Origin of the sequence: Thioalkalivibrio sp. ALE10, from assembly GCF_000381385.1 — a bacterium.
In the GTDB taxonomy this organism is placed as follows: domain Bacteria; phylum Pseudomonadota; class Gammaproteobacteria; order Ectothiorhodospirales; family Ectothiorhodospiraceae; genus Thioalkalivibrio.
This window is the reverse complement of sequence record NZ_KB906454.1, coordinates 15,751-37,748: the sequence shown is the minus strand read 5'-3', so window position 1 is coordinate 37,748 and position 21,998 is coordinate 15,751. Positions and strand designations below refer to the sequence as shown.

Here is a 21,998-nt window from a genome sequence, read left to right as displayed (position 1 = left end):
CGCCTGGGGCAGGTGGACCCTACCCCGTGGATGCCCCGCGGACAATGCCGGGGCGGACATGATTCCCTTCGCCGCGGGTTTTGTGGCCGTTCTGTGGCTGGTGCACCAGCTGCCGGCCCTGCCGCCACCGTGGATCTTCGTGGCGCTCGCCACCACTCTGGTCGCTTCCATGATAACGCGCCGTCCGGTGGCACTGTCCGCGGTCCTGGCGGGGAGCCTCGCGGGGCTGCTGCTGGGAACCGTTCATGCCACGACCTGGCTGGACCGGGTGGTGACGCAGGTCGAACCGGAGTCCACGCTGAGTGGCCGGGTCGTGGACCTGCCGCGCCACGGCGAACGGAGCTCGCGATTCCATCTGGCGACGCATGGCGACCCACCGCGCCGGCTGGAGGTCTCGGTCTACCCCCCGCGGGCGGATGTCGGGGCCGGGGACGTGCTGCGCCTGAAGGGGCGCCTCTATCCACCGCAGGGCCGTGCCAATCGTGCCGGCTTCGACCGTGAGGCGTGGTTCTATCGCTCAGGCCTCCATGGTCGCCTGAACGTCTCGGCCGCTGACCTGCGTCATGCGGTCGATGACACGGCCCCGGGGGCCCTGCGCGGAGCCCTGCACCGACAGCGCGCCACGCTCCGGGGCCGCCTGCAGGCCGCCGCTCCGGAACTGCGCCACCCGGGACTGGTGCAGGCGCTGGTGATCGGCGAGCGCAGCGGCATGACGGATGCCGAATGGACCGCCTTCCTGCAGACCGGCACCAATCACCTGATGGCGATCTCGGGGTTGCACGTGGGCCTGGTGGCGGGGTTCTCAGCCCTGCTGGCCACGCTGCTCTGGCGTCATGTGGCCGGCGTACGGGAACGCTGGCCCCGCCGCGTGCTGGCGGCCACCGCGGCGGCCCTGGCCGCGCTGGGATATGCGGCGCTGGCGGGTTTCAGCATCCCCACCCAGCGCGCTCTGCTGATGCTGCTGGCGGTGCTGGCTGCGTTGCTGCTGGGGCGGGGCGGAGCCCCGTGGCGGGCGCTGGTGCTGGCAGCGCTCATCATCCTGATCCGTGACCCGCCCGGCGTACTGGCGCCGGGCTTCTGGTTCTCGTTTGGTGCCGTGGCGGTGATCCTCGGCCTGCTTCAGGGGCGCCGCGCTCGCCCCGGGCTGCGCGAAGCCATGGCGATCCAGGTGCTGCTGGCGCTCGCCATGCTGCCGCTGGCGCTGGCATGGTTCCAGCTGGGATCGTGGATCGCGCCGCTGGCCAACATCGTTGCCGTCCCGTTGATCTCCTTTGTGGTGCTCCCGGCACTGCTGACAGGGGCCGGACTGGCCATGCTGTGGCCGCCCCTGGGCGGCCCGCCGTTGTGGCTCGGCGATGCGGTGCTGGGGCTGCTGGTAACGCTGCTGCAGGCCCTGGCCGACCTGCCGGCCGCGGTGGCCGAACGGGGCGTTCCGCTGGCGGCGGCCCTGCTCGCCGGCCTGGCGGTAATTCTTCTGCTCCTGCCCGGACGTCGCCGGATGGCCCCCTGGGTGCTGCTGGCGGCCCTGCCGCTGGGCTTGCCCCTGCGCCCGGACCTGTCCCACGGCGAGCTGCGGGCGGAATTGCTGGATACCGGGCACGAGGCGGTGGTGTTGCTGGAGACCCGCAACCACGTGGTGGTCTACGGGCCGGGGCGTGCCCGCGACGTGGAATCGGCCTTGCTGCCTGCGCTGCGGGCACGCCAGCGAAACCGGGTCGACCGGGTCATCGTGGCCGACGGGCTGCTTGACGACAGCGGGTCGCGCGCCGCCGCACTGCAGGCCCTGACCGCGGCCGTGGAGGTCGAGCGGGTGCTGCACCGTGACGAGCGACACCCCCGACGGATCGGCGAGTCCGGTCCGGTCTATCGGGCCTGCCGGGCCGGGCAGCAGTGGCAACGGGACGGGGTAGTGTTTCGCGTCCTGCACCCACCGCCCGGCTGGGACGCCTCGCGCGCCGCCAGTTGCGTGCTGCGAATCGAGACCGCCGGCGGCGCAGTGTTGCTGACCGGCGGGTTGCGCGGACTCGGTGCGGCGGTGCTGGGCCACGAAACGCCCGACGAGGACCTGCAGGCACGCCTGCTGGTGACCGCCGAACCCGCGATGGCCATCGACAACGGGGAGGGGCTGGCCGGGGTGCGGGCACCCACCCGCTGGCTGGCGGGCACGATGCCCGACGGTCCCGACAGGCCTGGCCCCGTCGACCTGCGTGCCACGGCCACGGACGGGGCCCTGCGCCTGCGGGCCGGAACCGCCTGGGAGGCGGGCGCGGGCTGGCGGAACGAACGTCGCCGGTTCTGGCAACGGCCGCACCCCTGAACGACCGAGGCAATCCATGTCACTCCAAGCCAGGGAAACCCTGATCAATGTACACGCTCGCGTTGGCACCCCGGGTTTTCCGAGACAAGGCGTGGCGCGCAGCCGGTAGTGGTTCTACCGGCAAGTGCCGCAACGCAGGATCGGGGAACCCGGGGTGCCAACCCCGAAGGGGCTCGGCCGCTTTTGAGCGCGCACGGCGTTGCGGCTCCCTTGTGCAGAATGACTGCACGGCGGTCACCGCGCCTTGTTCGCACGCAAAAGCGACTCGAGCGCGAGTGTGTACATTGATCAGAGTTTCCCTAGACTGGGCGGATGAATGATTTTGCTTCCGATACGATTCGCCCCGTCCGCTTTGCCGACGACCGTCTTTGGCTGCTGGATCAGCGCCGTCTGCCCGCGGAGGAAACCTTCCTGGCTCTGGATGATGCCCCGGCGGTGGCGGACGCGATCCGCGAGATGGTGGTGCGCGGGGCACCGGCGATCGGCATCACCGCGGCGTTCGGGGTGGTGCTGGCCTGTCATCGGGCGCTGCAGGCCTCGGACTGGCGCGAGCGCGTGGGCGCCGACATCGCGACCCTGCGGGGGGCACGACCCACCGCCGTGAACCTGTTCTGGGCGCTGGACCGGATGCAGGCGGTGGTCGCGGCCGCCGGAAGCGCCCGGGCCGCGCTGACCGCGACGCGCGAGGAAGCCATGGCGATGCTGGAAGCCGACATCGCCGGCAACCGCGAGCTCGGGGCCCATGGCGCCGCGCTGATCGAACCGGGCCGCGCCGTGCTGACCCATTGCAACACCGGTTCCCTGGCGACCGGGGGCTACGGCACCGCGCTGGGAGTGATTCGGGCCGCCTGGGACCACGGGCGCATCACCGGGGTCTACGCCGACGAGACCCGTCCCTGGATGCAGGGCAGCCGGCTTACGGCCTGGGAGCTGGTGCATGACGGGATTCCGGTGACCCTGCTGTGCGAAGGCGCCGCGGCGCGGCTGCTGCAGAGCGGCGAGGTCGGCTGCGTGGTGGTGGGCGCGGATCGCATTGCGGCCAATGGCGACACCGCCAACAAGATCGGTACGTACGGGCTGGCATTGCTGGCGCGAGCGCACGGCGTGCGTTTCATGGTCGCCGCTCCGGTCGCCACCATCGATTATGCAACCCCCGCCGGCGATGCCATCCCGATCGAACAGCGCGATGCCGGTGAAGTACTGACGCTCGCGGGCCAGCCCCTGGCAGCCGCCGGGGCCGCCGCCTACAACCCGGCATTCGATGTCACTCCCGCCGGGCTGATCGACGCCATCGTGACCGAGCGGGGAGTGCTCGAGAACCCCGACGCCGAACGCCTGGCGGCCTGGCGGCCGGACCCCGGAGATACCCCCGAACCGCGGGGCGTTCACGAGGGAACCTGACCGCCCCGGCAGGGCGCCTCCGGCGGGGGAATATGGTATGATCGCGGGCTTGTTCTAACGGACGGCGTGACCCATCGATGGCTGAATTCGCCAAGGAAATCTTCCCGGTCAATCTCGAAGACGAGATGCAGCAGTCCTACCTCGATTACGCGATGAGCGTGATCGTGGGACGCGCACTCCCCGACGTGCGCGACGGCCTCAAGCCCGTCCATCGTCGTGTGCTCTACGCCATGCGCGAACTGGGCAACGACTGGAACAAGCCGTACAAGAAATCGGCCCGCGTGGTCGGTGACGTGATCGGTAAATACCACCCGCACGGCGACTCGGCCGTATACGACGCCATCGTCCGCATGGCGCAGTCGTTCTCGATGCGCTACATGCTGGCCGACGGACAGGGCAACTTCGGCTCGATCGACGGCGATTCGCCGGCCGCGATGCGCTATACCGAAGTGCGGATGGCGCGCATCGCCACCGAGCTGCTGGCCGACATCGACAAGGAAACGGTCGATTTCGTCGACAACTACGACGGTTCCGAACAGGAGCCCTCGGTCCTGCCCGCGAAGTTCCCCAACCTGCTGGTGAACGGCTCCTCCGGGATCGCCGTGGGCATGGCGACCAACATCCCGCCGCACAACCTGCGCGAGGTCATCCATGCCTGCGTGGCGCTGATCGACCACCCCGAGATCGATGTCGACGGCCTGATGGAATACCTGCCGGGCCCGGATTTCCCCACCGCCGGGATCATCAACGGCGTCGAGGGGATCCGCGAGGCCTACCGCACCGGGCGCGGTCGGGCGGTGATCCGTGCGCGTTCGCACGTGGAGCCGCTGGAAGGCGGGCAGCGCGAGGCCATCGTGGTCACCGAGCTGCCGTACCAGGTGAACAAGGCGCGCCTGACCGAGAAGATCGCCGAGCTGGTCAAGGAAAAGCGCATCGAGGGCATCTCCGAGCTGCGCGACGAGTCCGACAAGGACGGCATGCGCCTGGTCATCGAACTCAAGCGCGGCGAGATGAGCGAGGTGGTGCTCAACCACCTGTACATGCACACCCAGATGCAGAACGTGTTCGGCATCAACCTGGTGGCGCTGGTCGACGGCCAGCCGAAGGTGCTGGACCTGCGCCAGATCCTCGAGGCGTTCCTGCGCCACCGCCGCGAGGTAGTGACCCGCCGGACCATCTTTGATCTGCGCAAGGCACGCGATCGGGCCCATGTACTGGAAGGGCTGGCGATCGCGCTGGCCAACATCGACCCGGTGATCGAACTGATCCGCAACGCGCCCAATCCGGCCGAAGCGAAAGCCGGCCTGCTGGCGCGCAGCTGGCCGCCGGGCATGGTGGAAGGGATGCTCGACCGCGCCGGGGCCGCGGCCTCGCGCCCGGAAGACCTGCAAGCCGAATTCGGCATGGGCGAGGACGGCTACCGCCTGTCCGAGACCCAGGCCCAGGCGATCCTCGACCTGCGCCTGCACCGCCTGACCGGTCTGGAACAGGACAAGATCGTCGACGAATATCGCCAGCTGCTGGATACCATCGAGGACCTGCTGGACATTCTCGGCTCGCCCGAACGCCTGCAGCAGGAGATACGGGGCGAGCTTCTGGGCGTGGCCGAGCGCTTCGGCGACGACCGCATGAGCGAGATCCGCGAGCAGCAGGCCAACCTGACGCTGGAGGATCTGATCGGCGAGGAGGACGTGGTCGTCACGCTGTCGCACGCCGGTTACGTGAAGTACCAGCCGGTGGCGGACTACCGCGCACAGCGGCGGGGCGGACGCGGCAAGGCGGCGGCCAGCTTCAAGGAAGAGGACTTCATCGACCGCCTGCTGGTGGCCAACACCCACGATACGGTGCTGTGTTTCTCCAGCCGCGGCCGGGTGTACTGGCTGAAGGTCTACGAGCTGCCACAGGGCTCGCGCGCATCCAGGGGCAAGCCCATCGTCAATCTGTTGCCTCTCGAATCCGACGAGCGCATCAATGCGATCCTCCCGGTGCGCAGCTACGATCCGGATCATTACGTGTTCATGGTCACCGCCCAGGGCACGGTCAAGAAGACGCCGCTGACGGACTTCTCGCGGCGGCGCGCCAGCGGCATCATCGCCGTGGATCTGCGCGAGGGCGACCACCTGGTGGACGTGTCGCTGACCGACGGCAGCCAGGACGTGATGCTGGTGACCACCGCGGGCAAGGCGGTGCGCTTCTCCGAGACCGACGTGCGCGCCATGGGTCGCACGGCCTGCGGGGTGCGCGGCGTGCGCATGGACGACGACCAGCGGGTGATCGCACTGCTCAACGTGGACGAAGGCGCGGCGCTGTTTGCCACCGAGAACGGCTACGGCAAGCGCACCCGCTTCGACGAGTTCCCGGTTCACCGACGCGGCGGCCAGGGCGTGATCGCGATCCAGACCGAAGGGCGCAACGGCCCTCTGGTAGGGGCCGCCCGGGTGCAGGAAGACGACGAGGCGATGCTGATCACCAATGGCGGCACGCTAGTACGCATGCCGGTGGAAGAGATTCCGCTGATCGGCCGCAACACCCAGGGCGTACGCCTGATCCGTCTGGATTCCGGCGAACAGCTGGTGGAACTGGCACGGGTGGCGCGCTTCGCCGGCGACGAGGACGACACTGACGCGGAAGCCGACACGGAGAATCAACAGTCGGCCGCCCCGGAAACGCACGAGGACGAGCCGCAGGGCGGCCGCGAACCCAGCGAAAAGGGAGATGAAGAATGAGCCGAATCTGGAACTTCAGCGCCGGCCCCGCGGCCCTGCCGCAGGCGGTGCTGGAACGGGCACGCGACGAGATGCTGGACTTCCACGGTACCGGGATGTCGGTGATGGAGATGAGTCATCGCGGCAAACCCTTCATGGAAGTCGCTGAAAAGGCGGAAGCCGATCTGCGCAAGCTGATGGGCATCCCCGACGACTACGCGGTGCTGTTCCTGCAGGGCGGGGCCACCGGCCAGTTCTCCGCGATCCCGATGAACCTGCAGACCGGCGGCCAGCCGATGGACTACATCGACACCGGCGCCTGGTCCGGAAAGGCCATCAAGGAAGCGCAGAAGGTCGGCCCGGTGAACATCGTCGCCAGTTCCCAGGCCGAGGGCTATGCGTCCATCCCCGAGCGTTCGACCTGGAAACTCGATCCGAACGCCGCCTACGTGCACTACACGCCGAACGAGACCATCGGCGGGGTGGAATTCCACGAGGTGCCCGACGTGGGCGACAAGCCGCTGGTGGCGGACATGTCCTCCACCATCCTGTCGCGTCCGATCGATGTCTCGAAGTTCGGCGTGATCTACGCCGGCGCCCAGAAGAACATCGGTCCGGCCGGCGTGACCGTGGTGATCGTGCGCAAGGACCTGCTGGAACGCGAGAAGGGCCAGGTACCCGCCGTCCTGGACTGGAAGCTGCAGGCCGACAACGACTCCATGTACAACACCCCGCCGACCTTCGGCTGGTATTTCGCCGGCCTGGTCTTCGAATGGCTGCTGGAACAGGGCGGGCTGGAAAAGATGGCCGAGATCAACCAGCGCAAGGCAGACAAGCTCTATCGTTTCATCGACAACTCGGCGTTCTATCGCAACCCGGTGGAGCCGAGTGCGCGTTCGTGGATGAACGTGCCGTTCATCCTCGCCGACGACAGCCTCGACGGTCCGTTCCTGAAGGAAGCCGACGCGGCCGGTCTGTCCTCGCTGAAGGGCCACCGCTCGGTGGGCGGCATGCGCGCGAGCATCTACAACGCAGTGCCTGAAGAGGCCGTCGACGCCCTGATCGAATTCATGGCGGATTTCGAGGAACGCCACGCCTGAAAAGGAGGTCGTGATGTACCGCGTCAAGACCTACAACAACATTGCGCTGCGGGGGCTGGAACGCTTCCCGCGCGAAACTTACGAAGTCGCCTCCGGTCTGGAAGACCCGGATGCGATCATGCTGCGCTCGCATGACCTGCACGGGGAGACCATCCCGGATTCGGTGCTGGCCGTGGGGCGCGCCGGCAGCGGGGTGAACAACATCCCCGTGCAGGATCTCACCGAGCGCGGCGTCGCGGTCTTCAATGCCCCCGGGGCCAACGCCAACGCGGTCAAGGAGCTGGTGATCGCGGGGCTGCTGCTGGGGGCACGCAACCTGGTCCCCGCGGCGGGTTACGTGCAGTCGCTGGACCCGGACGACTCGAGCTTCACCGAGGCGGTGGAACACGGGAAGAAGCGCTTCAGCGGCTTCGAACTGCCGGGGCGGCGGCTGGCCGTGCTCGGCCTGGGCGCGATCGGGGTCAAGGTGGCGAACGCCGCCCGGTCCATGGGGATGGAGGTCGTGGGCTTCGACCCCAAGATCACCGTGGAGAGCGCCTGGCAGATGGCATCGGACATCGAGCGCGCGCGTTCGGTGGATGCGGCGCTGGAAGGGGCGGATGCGGTCACGGTTCACGTACCCCTGACCGAAAACACGCAGAACCTGGTCAATGCCGAGCGCATCCGTTCGATGAACCCCGGCGCGATGGTGCTGAACATGGCCCGCGACGGGATCGTCGACGACGCCGCGGCCGGCGAGGCCCTCAACGAGGGCCACCTGCACGCCTACGTGACCGATTTCCCGGTCCCCGGCCTGCTGGATCACCCGCGGGTGATCACGCTGCCGCACCTGGGCGCGTCGACCACCGAGTCGGAAGAGAACTGCGCGGTGATGATCGCCGATCAGCTGCGTGACTATCTCGAGAACGGCAACGTCGTCAATTCGGTGAACCTGCCGACCCTGGTGCTGGAGCGCAAGGGGCAGGCGCGCATCGCAGTGGTCAACCGCAACCTGCCGGACCGTGTGGCGCAGATCTCGCATGTCATCGGTGAATCCGACATCAATATCCTGCATCTGATGAATGACTCGCGCGGGGACATCGCCTACACCATGCTGGACGTGGACGGACATCCCAGTCCGAGCACGCTGGATGCGCTATATGGCATCGACGGTGTACTGCGGGCGCGGGTGCTCTAGGTCGTGAGCGAAGGGGAGTCTCTCGCGTCGCTGCGCGCGCGGATCGATGCGATCGACGGCGAGTTGCTGGCCCTGCTCAGCGAGCGGGCCCGCTGCGCGGAATCGGTCGCGCGGGTCAAGCGCGACAACGGCGAGGAGCCGGTGTTCTACCGGCCGGAACGCGAAGCCGAGATCCTGCGTCGGGTGCGGGAGGAAAATCCGGGGCCGCTGGCGGATGACGTGATCGTCCGGCTGTTCCGGGAGATCATGTCCGAATGTCTGGCCCTGGAACACCCACTCACGGTGGCTTATCTGGGGCCGGAGGGGACCTTCACCCACCTGGCCGCGCGCAAGCATTTCGGCCATGCGGTCACGACCACGCCGCTGGCGTCCATCGACGCCGTGTTCGGCGCGGTGGAAACCGGGCGGGCGCAGTTCGGCGTGGTTCCGATCGAGAACAGTTCCGAGGGCGTGGTCACGCATACGGTGGACTGCTTCATGGACTCGTCGCTGCAGATCTGCGGCGAGGTCGTGACGCCGATCCACCATCACCTGCTGTCGCAGAGTGCCGATCTCGGCGAGGTCCGCCAGGTACTGGCCCATGCCCAGGCTCTGGCGCAGTGCCGTGAGTGGCTGGATACCTGGCTGCCACACGCCGAGCGTCATGCGGTGGCCAGCAACGCCCGCGCGGCGGAACTGGCGGCCGGGGATGGGTCCGCGGCGGCGATTGCGTCGCGCGTGGCGGCGGAGCACTACGGGGTTCCGGTGCAGGTGGAGCACGTGGAGGACCGCGCCGACAACACCACCCGGTTCCTGATCATCGGCACGGCCACCACCCGTCCCAGCGGCGCGGACCGTACGTCGATCATGCTGAGCACGGCCAACCGGCCGGGCTCGCTGTATGCGTTGCTGAAGCCGATCGCCGAGGCCGGCATCAGCCTCACGCGCATCGAATCCCGTCCCTCGCGCTGTGCGCAGTGGACCTACGTGTTCTTCCTCGACCTGCTGGGACACCAGGAGGACCCGGAAATCGCCGGGTGCCTGGAACAGCTGAAGGAGACCGCCGACACGGTGAAGATCCTGGGCAGCTACCCCCGGGCCGCAACCTGAGAGGCATCCATGGCAACGAATCCTTCCGAATCCGCAGCCCCCGGGCCGGGTCCGGCCACCCGGGCCGTGTCCGGCGTGCAGGGACTGCAGCCGTATCAGCCGGGCAAGCCGGTGTCCGAGCTGGAACGCGAGCTGGGCATCAGCGAGGCGGTCAAGCTCGCCTCCAACGAAAACCCGCTGGGCCCGTCGCCGCGCGCCGTGGAGGCGGCCCGGGGCGTGCTGGGCGAAGCTCATGTCTACCCCGACGGCAATGCGTTCGAGCTGAAGGCGGCGCTGGCCGCGCGTCATGGGGTGGACCCGGCGCAGATCACCCTGGGCAACGGCTCCAACGAAGTGCTGGAGCTGATCGCGCGGACCTGGCTGGCGCCGGGGCGGGCGTCGGTGTTTTCCGCCCACGCCTTCGCGGTGTACCCGCTGGTGACGCAGGCCACCGGGGCCGAGGCGCGCGTGGTCCCGGCCGTGTCGGCGGACGATGCCCGCCAGCCGTTCGGGCACGATCTGGATGCGATGCGCGCCCGGGTGGATGACGATGCCGCGGTGGTGTTCGTGGCGAACCCGAACAACCCGACCGGTACCTGGGTGGATGCGCAGGCGCTGGAGGCCTTCGTGGCGGCGATGCCGCCGCAGACGGTGGTCGTGATCGACGAGGCGTATGCCGAATACGTGGAAGAAGACGGCTATCCGGACGCCACACGCTGGCTGGATCGCTATCCCAACGTGGTCGTCACCCGGACCTTTTCCAAGATCCAGGGTCTGGCGGGGCTGCGCCTGGGCTATGCCGTGAGTTCGGCGCCGGTGGCCGACATGCTCAACCGCGTGCGTCAGCCGTTCAACGTGAACGCGGTGGCTCAGGCGGCCGGTCTGGCCGCGCTCGAGGACAGCGACCACATCCGGCACTCGGTGGCGGTCAACCGGGAAGGCCTGGTGCAGCTGGATCGCGAACTCCGGGCCATGGGCCTGCGGGTCATCCCTTCGGTCGGCAATTTCATTACCTTTGACACCGGCACCGACGTCAACGCGGTACATGACCGCCTGCAGCGGCGTGGGGTCATTGCCCGGCCGGTGGAAAACTACGGGCTGCCCCGGCATCTGCGCGTCACGGTCTCGACCGCGGAGGATAACGAACGATTCCTGGCCGCCCTGCGCGAGGCCCTTGCATGATCGACCGGCTGGTCATTTTCGGAGTCGGCCTGATCGGCGGTTCGCTGGCGCTGGCGCTGCGCGAGGCCGGGGAGGTGGGGACGGTCGTGGGCTGTTCGCGCAATCCGGACAATCTGCGCGAGGCCGAACGCCTGGGTGTGATCGACGAATGGACCACCGATCCGGTCGATGCTGCCCGGGGGGCCGACATGGGCGTGCTGGCCGTACCGCTGGGGGCCATGGAAGGGCTGGCGGCATCGCTCGCCGGGGTCTGGCCGGAGGATGCGCCGCTGACCGACGTGGGCAGCAGCAAACAGGCGGTGCTGGAGGCCCTGGCGCGGGGGTTCGGCGAGGTTCCGCGGCAGTTCGTCCCCGGGCATCCGATCGCCGGCACCGAGCAGAGCGGGGTGGCGGCCGCCTTTCCCGAACTGTTCCGCGAACGGCTGGTGATCCTGACGCCGGCCGACGCCACCAGCGTAATGGCGACCAACCGCGTGACTGCGATGTGGCAGACCGCCGGCGCGCGGGTCGAATTCATGACGCCGGCGCATCACGATCACGTGCTGGCAGCCACCAGCCACCTCCCGCACGTGCTGGCCTTTACCCTGGTGGCGTCGCTGTCGAAGATGAGCGACCGCGACGAGATCTTCCATTATGCGGCGGGCGGTTTCCGCGACTTCACCCGCATTGCCTCCAGCGATCCGGTCGTCTGGCGCGACATCTGTCTTGCCAACGGGCCCTCCATCCTGGAGGTGATCGAACGTTACCAGGCCGATCTCGAATCCCTGCGGCAGGCGATTGAGCAGGGCGACGGGCAGCGCCTGGAGCAGGAATTCACTCACGCCAAGACCACGCGGGATCGTTTCTGTGATCCCGCCCGAGCTCAACTGGATACCTGAACCGATGGATACCCTGACCGTTCAACCCGGCGGCGTCCTCAGCGGGACCCTGCGGGTCGCCGGCGACAAGTCGATTTCGCATCGGTCGATCATGCTGGGGGCGCTGGCCGAAGGCACCACCCACGTGACCGGCTTCCTCGAAGGGGAAGACTGCCTCGCCACCCTGGAAGCATTTCGCGCGATGGGTGTCCCCATCCGCCGCGAAGGGCCGGGCGAGGTCATCATCGAGGGGGTCGGGATGCACGGCCTGCGTGCCCCCGAGGGTCCGCTGGACATGGGCAATTCGGGTACCGCCATGCGACTTTTGTGCGGTGTACTCGCCGGGCAGGCGTTCGACAGCGAGCTCACCGGCGACACCTCCCTGTCGCGTCGGCCCATGCGCCGGGTCACCGAGCCACTGGCGCGCATGGGCGCGCAGATCGACACCGCCGAAGGCGGCACCCCGCCGTTGCGGGTGCGGGGCGGAAAGTCGCTGCAGGGCACGCAATACGCCCTCGAGGTCGCTTCGGCCCAGGTCAAGTCCGCACTGCTCCTCGCCGGCCTGTGGGCCGAGGGCCGCACCTGCGTGACCGAGCCCGCGCCAACCCGCGATCATACCGAACGCATGCTGGAAGGCTTCGGCATCGAAGTGGAACGCGACGGGGCCACGGCTTGCGTGGCCGGCGGCGGGCGCCTGCGCGGTGGCGACGTGGACGTGCCCGCGGACATCTCGTCGGCCGCCTTTTTCATGGTCGGGGCGTCGATCGCGCCGGGTTCCCACGTGATCCTCCGCCACGTCGGGGTCAATCCGACCCGTACCGGTGTGATCGAGATCCTCCGCCGCATGGGCGCCGATATTCGTCTGCTGGATCTGCGCGAGGTCAGCGGCGAGCCGGTGGCCGACATCGAGGTGCTGTCGCACGAGCTGCGCGGGATCGAGATCCCGGAGGATCAGGTGCCGCTGGCCATCGATGAATTCCCGGCCATCTTCATCGCCGCCGCCTGTGCGCACGGCGAGACCGTGCTGACCGGCGCCGAAGAATTGCGCGTCAAGGAAAGCGACCGCATCCAGGTGATGGCCGACGGCCTCGCGGCCCTCGGCGTCGACTGCGAGGTTCGGCCGGACGGCATCCGCATTCAGGGGGGCGACGGCTTCCACGGTGGCAAGATCCAGAGCCACGGAGATCACCGCATCGCCATGGCCTTCGCCATGGCCGCACTGCGCGCCGACGCGCCCGTCACCATTCACGATTGCCGCAACGTCGCGACGTCGTTCCCCGACTTCGCCGACCTGGCGCGGCAGACCGGACTGCATCTGGAGGCCCGATGACACCGGTACTGACCATCGACGGTCCCGGCGGCGCAGGCAAGGGTACCGTCTGCATGCGCATCGCGGCGGCCATGGGCTGGCACCTGCTCGACAGCGGCGCCCTGTACCGCCTGGTGGGCCTGGCCGCACGCCGGCAGGGTGTGGAGCCGGACGACGCGGCGGCCGTCCCGGCTCTGGCTCAGGCGCTGGACGTGCGCTTTGAAATCGACCGCGATGCCACACGGGTCACGACCCTGCTGGAAGGCGACCCCGTGGACGAGGAGCTGCGCACCGAGCAGGCAGGCAACGACGCCTCGCGTGCAGCAGCCATTCCCGCCGTCCGCGAGGCACTGCTGCAACGCCAGCGCGATTTCGCGGTGCCGCCGGGCCTGGTCGCCGACGGGCGCGACATGGGGACCATCGTGTTCCCGGACGCGGATCTGAAGATCTTTCTCGATGCGAGTGCCGAGGAACGTGCGCGGCGTCGCCAACTGCAGTTGCTGGAACAAGGACTTAGTGCTAGCCTTGAAGATCTTCGGGAAGAGATGGAAGAACGCGACCGTCGCGACCGCAAACGCAGCGTGGCGCCGCTCAAGCCGGCCGAGGATGCCTGGGTCCTGGATACCACGGATCTGGACATCGTCGCCGTGGTCGATCTCATCCTGGAGCGCCTGCGGGACGTACTCCCGGAAGACCGCCCCCCTGCCGACGAAACCCCGGGCAGCGGGATCGACAACACTTGAAACCGGTTTCAGGAAGTTTCTGTAACCGCATTTAATTTAACAGGTTTTTAAATCCATGAGTGAAAGTTTCGCGCAACTGCTCGAAGAGAGCATGGCCTACACCCAGATGCAGCCGGGTGCCATCCTCAGTGCCACCGTCATTGAGGTGAACCCGGAAGTCGTCGTGGTGAACGCGGGCCTGAAGTCCGAGGGAGTCATCCCCACCGAGCAGTTCATGAACGACGAAGGGGAACTCGAAGTCGCCGTGGGCGATGTCGTGGAAGTTGCCCTGGAAACCCCGGAAGACGGCTTCGGCGAGACCCGCATGTCTCGCGAGAAGGCCAAGCGTGCCAAGGCCTGGGATCGCCTCGAACGGGCGATGGAAGACGAGGAATACGTCACCGGCAAGATCTCCGGCAAGGTCAAGGGCGGCTACACCGTCGAACTGGGCGACATCCGTGCATTCCTGCCGGGTTCACTCGTGGATGTCCGTCCGGTGCGCGATACCGCGTATCTGGAAGGCAAGGAGCTGGAGTTCAAGCTCATCAAGCTGGATCGCCGTCGCAACAACGTGGTCGTGTCGCGTCGCGCCGTGGTCGAGCAGGAATACAGCGCCGAGCGCGAGGAACTGCTCAAGAACCTGCAGGAAGGTGCGCAGGTCAAGGGTATCGTCAAGAACCTCACCGACTACGGTGCGTTCCTGGATCTGGGCGGCATCGACGGCCTGCTCCACATCACCGACATGGCCTGGAAGCGCGTCAAGCATCCGTCCGATGTCGTTGAAATCGGCCAGGAAGTCGAAGTCAAGGTGCTCAAGTTCGACCGCGAGCGCATGCGTGTCTCGCTGGGCCTGAAGCAGCTGGGCGAGGATCCGTGGGAGAACATCACCCGGCGTTACCCGACCGGCACCCGCATCTTCGGCAAGGTCACCAACATCACCGACTACGGCTGCTTCGTCGAAATCGAAGACGGCGTGGAAGGCCTGGTGCACGTTTCCGAAATGGACTGGACCAACAAGAACGTGAACCCGGGCAAGGTCGTGGCCATCGGCGACGAGGTCGAGGTGATGATCCTGGACCTGGACGAAGAGCGCCGCCGTATCTCGCTGGGCATGAAGCAGTGCCAGTCCAACCCGTGGGACGACTTCGCCGCCAACCACAACCGTGGCGAGAAGGTCCGTGGCCAGATCAAGTCGATCACCGATTTCGGCGTGTTCGTTGGCCTGGAAGGCGGCATCGACGGCCTGATCCACCTGTCGGATCTGTCCTGGAGCGAGTCGGGCGAAGAGGCCATCCGCAACTTCAAGAAGGGTGACGAGGTCGAGGCCGTGGTCCTGTCCGTGGATCCGGAGCGCGAGCGCATCTCCCTGGGCCTGAAGCAGCTGGACCGCGACCCGTTCGCCAATTTCGTGGCGGAACACAGCAAGGGCAGCATCGTGAAGGGTACGGTCAAGGAAGTGGACGCCAAGGCCGCGGTGATCGAGCTGGCCGACGGCATCGACGGGATCCTGCGCGCTGCCGACATCTCGCAGGACCGTGTGGAAGACGCGCGCACCGTGCTCAACGTCGGCGACGAGGTCGAGGCCAAGTTCATGGGTGTAGACAAGAAGACCCGTGCAATCAGCCTGTCCATCAAGGCGAAGGATCGTGCCGAGGAGGCCGAAGCCGTGTCCGAATACGGGCAGGGCGGCGGCGCCACCACCTCGCTGGGCGACCTGCTGAAGGAACAGATGGGCAAGAACGACTAAGCCCCGTTCCACCGCCCGCATCCGCGTCGTAACCGCGGGTGCGGGCCTTTTTTTGTCTTTCCTCCCCCTTTGCTGCGAGTGCCAGATGACCAAATCGGAATTGATCGACAATCTTGCCCGCAAATCACCGCACCTTCCGCCACGCGACGTCGAACTGAGCGTCAAGGCCCTGCTGGAGCGGATGAGTCAGGCACTGGCCAGTGGCGAGCGGGTGGAAATTCGCGGATTCGGCAGCTTTGCGCTGCATTTCCGGCCCCCGCGCATGGGGCGGAATCCCAAGACCGGTGAGGGCGTGGCCCTGCCCGGCAAATATGTCCCTCACTTCAAGCCCGGCAAGGAATTGCGGGAACGCGTCAATGCCGGCGCGCAAAAGGACCAGTAGGCGGATACGACGAATGGCCGAGCACGGAAAGTCCCGGCTGCGGCACTGGGTCGCATTCGTGGCCCTGATCCTGATCTCCTCCGGCATCGGGATCCTGGTGGTGTTCAACGAGGGCGCCGCCACCCTCCATCTCCCCGGTCTCACCCTCGAGGCCCCCTTGATCGTGCTCCTGGGCCTGAGCGCCCTGGCGGGTGTACTGATTGCATCCCTGATCTTCTGGCTCAGGCTGCGGCGTCTGCAACGCAAGATCGACCGGCTACGGGATGAGAACCGTGCGCTGCGGGTCGAGGTAGAACAGCTGCGGACCGCGCCGATGCGGGATTTCTACTGAACCGGAATGATTGAGGACTGGTTCTGGCTGCTGTTGCCGGTTGCCGCCGCCAGTGGCTGGTGGGCCGCGCGCCGAGGGGTTCCCGAGGAGGAAGAAACCCGCGATCCCGCGCTGGACCGCTATCTCCAGGGCGTACGATACCTGCTGGACGATCGTACCGACGACGCCCTGCAGACCTTCATCGAGATGGTCGAGGTCGACCATGAAACCTTTGAAACCCATGTGATCCTGGGGCGCCTGTTCCGGCGGCGGGGCGAGGTGGACCGCGCGATCCGCATTCACCAGAACCTGGTGGCGCGCCCGGCGCTGACCGATGCCCAGCGGGCACAGGCGCTGTGCGAACTGGGCCAGGACTTCCTGCTGGCGGGGGTGCTCGATCGGGCCGAGGGGGTGTTCCGCGAATTGATGAATTCGCCGAACCAGGCCTCCGAGGCACTGGAAGGCCTGCGGCACGTGTACGAGACGCAGCGCGAGTGGGACAAGGCGATCGAGGTCGGCAACCGGCTGCGCGCCGAGGGCTCGCCACAGGAACCCCTGCGGGTTGCGCATTACCATTGCGAACTGGCGAGCGAGGCGCTGGAACGCAATGACCTGGCCGAGGCCTCCGAGCGGGCAGGCCAGGCCGAAGCCCTGGTACCGGGTCTGTCGCGGGCCCTGCTGCTGAAATCGGAAATCGCCGAACGCGAGGGACGCATTCGCGAGGCCATCGATTACGGCAGTGATGCAGTGGCCCGCACGCCGCGGCTGGCACCGTTGCTGGTCCCGCGGCTGGAGCAGCTGCATCAGGCCCTGCCGGGCGAGCATCGTCTGGCGGCGCTGGAACAAGTACTGACCGACCTCGCCGAGACCCGCGGCGTGACCATGGCGCGGATCGCGCTGATGCGGCTGTATCGACGGACCGGACGCATGGACCGGGCGCTGCACGAGCTGGGGGTCATCCTGGCCCAGCGCCCGGTACCCACCTCGGGGCTGCTGGAGGCGGTGCGCTGGATGAAGGTGCTGCCCGCGGTGCAGAGCTACGTAAGCGAGTTTACGGCCTTCGAGAAGGCGTTGTCGGACCAGCTGCGCAGTCAGCACCTGTATCAATGCACCAACTGCGGCTACCAGGGCCGCGGCCATGTCTGGCAATGCCCCAGCTGCCGGCGCTGGGACACCCTGCGGGGGCTGGATTTCGATATCGATCAGAACACTGAAGACGCCGAAGCGGCGCTGATTCGCGAGGAGAACCACTGAATGGACCCGGTAACGGAAACCCCGAACCTCCAGGAGCCGCGGCTGATCGTCGCCCTGGACTTCGCCTCCGGCGACGAGGCGCTGGGCTTTGCCCGCGGCCTGGACCCGCACCAGTGTGCGCTGAAGGTGGGTTTCGAGCTGTTCGTGGTCGCCGGACCGGACCTGGTCGAACGCCTGCACGCGCTCGGCTTCCGGGTTTTCCTGGACCTCAAGTTTCACGACATCCCCAACACGGTTGCCGCCGCCTGTCGCGCGGCGGCCCGCATGGATGTGTGGCTGGTGAACCTGCACGCTTCCGGCGGCCTGGCGATGATGCGGGCGGCCCGTGACGCGGTCCGCGAGGTCAATGAACGGACGGCCCTGCTGGCCGTAACGGTGCTGACCTCCAGTGACCGGGCGACCCTGGAGGAGACCGGCGTGCACGACACCCCGGATGGCCAGGTCATGCGCCTGGGGCGCCTGGCGGTGGAGCAGGCGGGGCTGGACGGGCTGGTCTGTTCAGCACGCGAAGCGGCGATGCTGCGCGAGGAGCTGGGGGCGGCACCCAGGCTGGTGACGCCCGGGATTCGCCTGGAAACGGCCGGGGACGACGACCAGAAACGGGTAATGACGCCGGAACGGGCCCTGGAGGCCGGCGCCAGTGCCATTGTGGTGGGCCGGCCGATCACCCGTGCGCAGGATCCCGCCGCGGCGATGCGGACGATCGCGGGACGCATGCAGGGGGTTTCCCCGACGCAGTGATCGGGCTAGGATCCATGGTGAGCGCACGGGAGATGGCGCTCGCCACCATTGAAAAAACAAGGAGGTTCACCATGACCCGTACTGTATCCATGTTCCGTTCCGCCCGGGTGTTGCTGCCCGCCATGGCGCTGGGGCTGAGCCTCGGCTCGGCGGTCACTGCCGGCGAACAGGTGCCCGTCAACGTCAATTCGGCACCGCTGGAGGAGCTGGTCACCCTGAGCAATGTCGGTGAGGTCACGGCGCGTGCCATCCTCGAACATCGGGAAGAACACGGGGATTTCGAATCCGTGCAGGCCCTGACCGAGGTGTCCGGCATTGGCGAACGGACGGTGGAAATGAATCTGGATCGGATTGAACTGGAATAGGGAGAGCGGCCGGGGCATGACCGCCATTGTGCGGCCATGCCCCGCAGCCCGGAGGGCACATGACCGAAAAGAGCAAACGAATCCGTACCGCGGTCTTTCCCGTGGCCGGCATGGGGACGCGCTTTCTGCCGGCGACCAAGGCCAACCCCAAGGAAATGCTCCCGGTAGTGGACAAGCCACTGATCCAGTATGCCGCCGAAGAGGCCGTCGCGGCGGGGATCGACACCCTGGTGTTCGTCACCGGACGCAACAAGCGCGCCATCCCCGATCATTTCGACAAGGCCTACGAGCTGGAGAACGAGCTGGAGGAGCGGGGCAAGACCGAGCTCCTCGAACGCATCCGCAACATCGTCCCATCGAACGTCACCTGCGTGTACCTGCGCCAGGCCGAAGCCCTGGGGCTGGGGCATGCGGTCGCCTGTGCGCGCCCCGTGGTGCGGGAGGAACCGTTCGCCGTGATCCTCGCGGATGACCTGATCGAGGCCGTGGATGGCGGGGCCACCGCACAGATGGTGGAGCAGTACAACGGCCATGGCTGCAGCGTGCTGGGGGTAGAAGAGGTGCCCGAAGACCGAACCCATCAGTACGGCATCATCGATCCGGAACGCACCGGTCCCCGCAGCTGGGACGTGAAGGGCATCGTGGAAAAGCCCGATCCGGCCTTTGCACCGTCGAACGTAGCCGTGGTCGGGCGCTATGTGCTGACGCCGCGGATCTTCGATCTGCTGGAACGGCAGGAACCCGGGGCCGGCGGCGAGATCCAGCTGACCGATGCCATCGATCGCCTGCGCGAGGAGGAACGCGTGACGGCCTGGGAGTTCTCCGGGCGGCGTTTCGACTGCGGCAGCAAGCTGGGCTATCTCGAGGCCACGGTCGAGTTCGCCCTCGACCACCCCGAACTCAAGGACGATTTCCGCGAATACCTGCGCACGCGGACGGACAGCTGACGCGTCCGGGCCCGGCGCTCACCACCAAAGCCGCCGATGCCGGGGCCGAACCGGCAACCGCCCGCGCCAGTACTGGATCATCAGCAGCCCCACCACCATGCCGCCCAGATGCGCGAAATGGGCGATCCCCGACATGGTCCCGGATACCCCCAGATAGAGCTCGAGGATGCCGTAACCGATCACGAAGTACTTGGCCTTGATCGGAATCGGCAGGAAGATCAGGAACAGGCGCTGGTTGGGGAACATCATCCCGAATGCCAGCAGCACCCCGAACACCCCGCCGGAGGCCCCCACGGTGGGGTAGATGGCATCACCGTTGCCCCCTGCAGTGACCACCAGCTGCACCAGACCGGCCCCGATCACACAGATCAGAAAATAGGTCGCGAACATGCGCGAACCCCATGAATTCTCGACCTGAACGCCCAGCATCCATACCACGAACATGTTGACGAACAGGTGCAGCGGCCCGCCATGCAGGAAGCCATAGGTCACCAGCTGCCAGAGCTGGAAATCCGGCACGCGCATCATCGAGCCGTCCTGCATGATGGTGGACGGGGTGCCGATCGGCCACAGGGCGAAATGGGCCATCAGCCAGTTGCCCAGCGCGGGCATGGCCAGGAACAGCAGGACGTTGGTGACCAGCAGGAAACCGATCACCGGAGGCATCATGCTGAAGCGCGGCGAGCGCGGATCAGGATGGGTCATGCGGAGGGTGCGCCGGTCCGGCTCAGAAGTCGTCGGTCACGGCGCCGCGGCTGGCCGAGCCCACCGTGCGCGCGTATTTGGCAAGCACGCCGCGGGCCACCGGGGGCTCCGGGGCATGCCAGGCCGCCCGCCGACGTTCCAGTTCCTCGGAGGCAATCTCGAGATCCAGCTGGTTGTGGTCGGCATCGATCACGATCGTGTCACCTTCTTTCACCAGGGCAATCGGGCCACCCGCGGCCGCCTCGGGCGCGACATGACCCACGACCATGCCGTAGGTGCCACCGGAGAATCGCCCGTCAGTGACGAGGCCCACCGCATCTCCCAGACCGGCACCGATCAGCGCCGCGGTGGGGGCCAGCATCTCGCGCATCCCGGGCCCGCCGCGCGGACCTTCATAACGAATGACGATCACGTCCCCTTCGCGGATCGATCCGGCGAGAATCGCATCCAGGCAGGCCTCCTCGGAGTCGAAGACGCGGGCGGGTCCGCGAATACTGCGCCGCTTGAGGCCGGTCACCTTGGCCACGCCCCCCTCGGGGGCCAGACTGCCCTTGAGGATCGCCAGGTGGCCCTGTGGATAGAGCGGGTCGGCCGGGGTGCGAACCATGTCTGCGGCCTCCGCCGGCGGGGCGGCGGGCGCATCGCGAAGGGTTTCCGCCAGGGTCTCGCCGGTGATCGTCAGGCACTCCCCGTGCAGGAGGCCGGCGTCCAGCAGCAGGCGCATCACCAGCGGGGTGCCGCCGGCCTGATGGAAGGCCGTGGTCACGTAACGCCCGGAGGGCTTGAGATCGCACAGGACCGGGGTGCGGCGGCGAATCCGTTCGACATCGTCCAGATCCAGGGGCACCTCGGCGGCATGCGCGATCGCCAGCAGGTGCAGCACCGCGTTGGTGGATCCGCCCAGGGCCATGACCACCGCGAGGGCATTCTCGAAGGCCGGCCGGGTGAGGATGTCGCGCGGCTTGCGATCGGCATGGATCGCCTCCAGCAGGACCTCGCCGGAGCGCGCCGCGGACTCGCCTTTTTCCGGATCCTCGGCGGCCTGGGTCGAGGATCCCGGCAGGCTCATCCCCAGCGCCTCAAAGGCTGAGGACATGGTATTCGCGGTGTACATGCCCCCGCAGGAACCCGCGCCGGGACAGGCGTTGCGCTCCACCCCCTGCAGGTCCTCGTCGGACAGCCGACCGGCGCCGTGCTGTCCCACGGCCTCGAAGGCACTGACAATGGTCAGTTCCTGGCCCTTGTAATGGCCGGGCTTGATGGTGCCGCCATAGACGAAGATGGCCGGCACGTTGAGGCGGGCGAGCGCGATCATCGCCCCGGGCATGTTCTTGTCACATCCCCCGGTGGCCAGCACCCCGTCCATGCTCTGCCCGTTGACCACGGTTTCGATCGCGTCGGCGATCACCTCGCGCGAGACCAGCGAGTATTTCATCCCCGGTGTGCCCATGGAGATGCCGTCGGAGATGGTGATGGTGCCGAAGGTCTGGGGCATGCCGCCGGCCTGACGCACCGCTCGTTCCGCGCGTTCGGCAAGCGCGCCGATCCCCGTGTTGCAGGGGGTAATCGTACTGTGCGCGTTGGCGATCCCGACGATGGGACGCTGGAAGTCGTCGTCTCCGAACCCGACGGCGCGCAGCATGGCGCGATTGGGTGTGCGGCGTGGCCCTTCGGTGACCACGCGCGAGCGGCGGTTGTCCTGGCTCATG

18 protein-coding genes and 1 pseudogene are annotated in these 21,998 nt (G+C 67.5%); 17 read left to right on the top strand and 2 right to left on the bottom strand.

Going from position 1 to position 21,998, the window contains the following annotated elements:
* The first annotated feature begins 58 nt into the window (after positions 1-58).
* From F788_RS0109500 to galU, 17 genes and pseudogenes are all read left to right on the top strand, one after another.
* Positions 59-2,317, top strand: a complete 2,259-nt coding sequence (locus tag F788_RS0109500; protein WP_019590001.1) for a ComEC/Rec2 family competence protein — start codon at positions 59-61, stop codon at positions 2,315-2,317.
* A gap of 312 nt (positions 2,318-2,629) precedes the next feature.
* Positions 2,630-3,718, top strand: a complete 1,089-nt coding sequence (mtnA, locus tag F788_RS0109495; protein ID WP_019590000.1) for an S-methyl-5-thioribose-1-phosphate isomerase — start codon at positions 2,630-2,632, stop codon at positions 3,716-3,718.
* A 77-nt stretch (positions 3,719-3,795) separates the two neighbouring features.
* Positions 3,796-6,319: pseudogene (gene gyrA / locus F788_RS0109490) on the top strand (DNA gyrase subunit A); the annotation flags it as partial.
* Positions 6,320-6,440: 121 nt separating this feature from the next.
* Positions 6,441-7,523 carry a 3-phosphoserine/phosphohydroxythreonine transaminase gene (serC, locus tag F788_RS0109485; protein WP_019589998.1) on the top strand — a complete coding sequence of 361 codons (1,083 nt, stop codon included), beginning with the start codon at positions 6,441-6,443 and terminating at the stop codon, positions 7,521-7,523.
* Positions 7,524-7,536: 13 nt separating this feature from the next.
* On the top strand, positions 7,537-8,700 hold the full coding sequence (locus F788_RS0109480) for a phosphoglycerate dehydrogenase (protein WP_019589997.1): 1,164 nt from the start codon (positions 7,537-7,539) through the stop codon (positions 8,698-8,700).
* 3 nt (positions 8,701-8,703) lie between these two features.
* On the top strand, positions 8,704-9,789 hold the full coding sequence (gene pheA / locus F788_RS0109475) for a prephenate dehydratase (RefSeq protein WP_019589996.1): 1,086 nt from the start codon (positions 8,704-8,706) through the stop codon (positions 9,787-9,789).
* Positions 9,790-9,798: 9 nt separating this feature from the next.
* Positions 9,799-10,950 (top strand): histidinol-phosphate transaminase, encoded by a 1,152-nt coding sequence (gene hisC, locus F788_RS0109470; RefSeq protein WP_019589995.1) that lies wholly within the window; start codon positions 9,799-9,801, stop codon positions 10,948-10,950.
* Positions 10,947-11,828 (top strand): prephenate dehydrogenase/arogenate dehydrogenase family protein, encoded by an 882-nt coding sequence (locus tag F788_RS0109465; protein WP_019589994.1) that lies wholly within the window; start codon positions 10,947-10,949, stop codon positions 11,826-11,828. Before hisC ends, F788_RS0109465 begins: the two co-directional genes overlap by 4 nt.
* 4 nt (positions 11,829-11,832) lie before the next feature.
* Positions 11,833-13,137, top strand: a complete 1,305-nt coding sequence (aroA, locus tag F788_RS0109460) for a 3-phosphoshikimate 1-carboxyvinyltransferase (RefSeq protein ID WP_019589993.1) — start codon at positions 11,833-11,835, stop codon at positions 13,135-13,137.
* On the top strand, positions 13,134-13,859 hold the full coding sequence (gene cmk, locus F788_RS0109455; RefSeq protein ID WP_019589992.1) for a (d)CMP kinase: 726 nt from the start codon (positions 13,134-13,136) through the stop codon (positions 13,857-13,859). Before aroA ends, cmk begins: the two co-directional genes overlap by 4 nt.
* Positions 13,860-13,914: 55 nt before the next feature.
* On the top strand, positions 13,915-15,585 hold the full coding sequence (gene rpsA, locus F788_RS0109450) for a 30S ribosomal protein S1 (protein WP_018869437.1): 1,671 nt from the start codon (positions 13,915-13,917) through the stop codon (positions 15,583-15,585).
* Between the two features lie 85 nt (positions 15,586-15,670).
* Positions 15,671-15,967: an integration host factor subunit beta gene (locus F788_RS0109445; RefSeq protein ID WP_019022077.1), complete on the top strand. Its 297-nt coding sequence runs from the start codon at positions 15,671-15,673 to the stop codon at positions 15,965-15,967.
* 13 nt (positions 15,968-15,980) lie between these two features.
* Positions 15,981-16,298: a lipopolysaccharide assembly LapA domain-containing protein gene (locus tag F788_RS0109440; RefSeq protein ID WP_019022076.1), complete on the top strand. Its 318-nt coding sequence runs from the start codon at positions 15,981-15,983 to the stop codon at positions 16,296-16,298.
* A gap of 6 nt (positions 16,299-16,304) precedes the next feature.
* Positions 16,305-17,531, top strand: coding sequence for a tetratricopeptide repeat protein (locus F788_RS0109435; protein ID WP_019022075.1), 1,227 nt, complete (start codon positions 16,305-16,307; stop codon positions 17,529-17,531).
* The gene (gene pyrF / locus F788_RS0109430; protein WP_019022074.1) at positions 17,532-18,272 is read left to right on the top strand and encodes an orotidine-5'-phosphate decarboxylase; all 741 of its coding nucleotides are present in this window, start codon (positions 17,532-17,534) and stop codon (positions 18,270-18,272) included. It begins immediately after the preceding gene.
* Between the two features lie 122 nt (positions 18,273-18,394).
* Positions 18,395-18,637 (top strand): helix-hairpin-helix domain-containing protein, encoded by a 243-nt coding sequence (locus F788_RS0109425; RefSeq protein ID WP_051075378.1) that lies wholly within the window; start codon positions 18,395-18,397, stop codon positions 18,635-18,637.
* A gap of 59 nt (positions 18,638-18,696) precedes the next feature.
* Positions 18,697-19,584: a UTP--glucose-1-phosphate uridylyltransferase GalU gene (gene galU, locus F788_RS0109420; RefSeq protein ID WP_019022072.1), complete on the top strand. Its 888-nt coding sequence runs from the start codon at positions 18,697-18,699 to the stop codon at positions 19,582-19,584.
* A gap of 18 nt (positions 19,585-19,602) precedes the next feature.
* Here the strand turns inward: galU and F788_RS0109415 are convergent, their stop codons facing one another.
* Entirely contained in the window at positions 19,603-20,289 is a 687-nt protein-coding gene (locus F788_RS0109415; protein ID WP_018869430.1) for a rhomboid family intramembrane serine protease, read from the bottom strand.
* A gap of 22 nt (positions 20,290-20,311) precedes the next feature.
* Positions 20,312-21,997, bottom strand: a complete 1,686-nt coding sequence (gene ilvD, locus F788_RS0109410) for a dihydroxy-acid dehydratase (RefSeq protein ID WP_019022071.1) — start codon at positions 21,995-21,997, stop codon at positions 20,312-20,314.
* Between the last annotated feature and the right edge of the window lies 1 nt (position 21,998).

What these genes read in the sequence shown, in the direction of transcription:
- hisC (WP_019589995.1), top strand. Translation starts at nt 9,799, where the DNA reads ATGGCAACGAATCCTTCCGAATCCGCAGCCCCCGGGCCGGGTCCGGCC.
- F788_RS0109440 (WP_019022076.1), top strand. Translation starts at nt 15,981, where the DNA reads ATGGCCGAGCACGGAAAGTCCCGGCTGCGGCACTGGGTCGCATTCGTG.
- F788_RS0109425 (WP_051075378.1), top strand. Translation starts at nt 18,395, where the DNA reads ATGGCGCTGGGGCTGAGCCTCGGCTCGGCGGTCACTGCCGGCGAACAG.
- mtnA (WP_019590000.1), top strand. Translation starts at nt 2,630, where the DNA reads ATGAATGATTTTGCTTCCGATACGATTCGCCCCGTCCGCTTTGCCGAC.
- cmk (WP_019589992.1), top strand. Translation starts at nt 13,134, where the DNA reads ATGACACCGGTACTGACCATCGACGGTCCCGGCGGCGCAGGCAAGGGT.
- F788_RS0109445 (WP_019022077.1), top strand. Translation starts at nt 15,671, where the DNA reads ATGACCAAATCGGAATTGATCGACAATCTTGCCCGCAAATCACCGCAC.
- pyrF (WP_019022074.1), top strand. Translation starts at nt 17,532, where the DNA reads ATGGACCCGGTAACGGAAACCCCGAACCTCCAGGAGCCGCGGCTGATC.
- serC (WP_019589998.1), top strand. Translation starts at nt 6,441, where the DNA reads ATGAGCCGAATCTGGAACTTCAGCGCCGGCCCCGCGGCCCTGCCGCAG.
- F788_RS0109500 (WP_019590001.1), top strand. Translation starts at nt 59, where the DNA reads ATGATTCCCTTCGCCGCGGGTTTTGTGGCCGTTCTGTGGCTGGTGCAC.
- ilvD (WP_019022071.1), bottom strand. Translation starts at nt 21,997, where the DNA reads ATGAGCCAGGACAACCGCCGCTCGCGCGTGGTCACCGAAGGGCCACGC.
- F788_RS0109415 (WP_018869430.1), bottom strand. Translation starts at nt 20,289, where the DNA reads ATGACCCATCCTGATCCGCGCTCGCCGCGCTTCAGCATGATGCCTCCG.
- rpsA (WP_018869437.1), top strand. Translation starts at nt 13,915, where the DNA reads ATGAGTGAAAGTTTCGCGCAACTGCTCGAAGAGAGCATGGCCTACACC.
- aroA (WP_019589993.1), top strand. Translation starts at nt 11,833, where the DNA reads ATGGATACCCTGACCGTTCAACCCGGCGGCGTCCTCAGCGGGACCCTG.
- F788_RS0109480 (WP_019589997.1), top strand. Translation starts at nt 7,537, where the DNA reads ATGTACCGCGTCAAGACCTACAACAACATTGCGCTGCGGGGGCTGGAA.
- galU (WP_019022072.1), top strand. Translation starts at nt 18,697, where the DNA reads ATGACCGAAAAGAGCAAACGAATCCGTACCGCGGTCTTTCCCGTGGCC.
- F788_RS0109465 (WP_019589994.1), top strand. Translation starts at nt 10,947, where the DNA reads ATGATCGACCGGCTGGTCATTTTCGGAGTCGGCCTGATCGGCGGTTCG.
- F788_RS0109435 (WP_019022075.1), top strand. Translation starts at nt 16,305, where the DNA reads ATGATTGAGGACTGGTTCTGGCTGCTGTTGCCGGTTGCCGCCGCCAGT.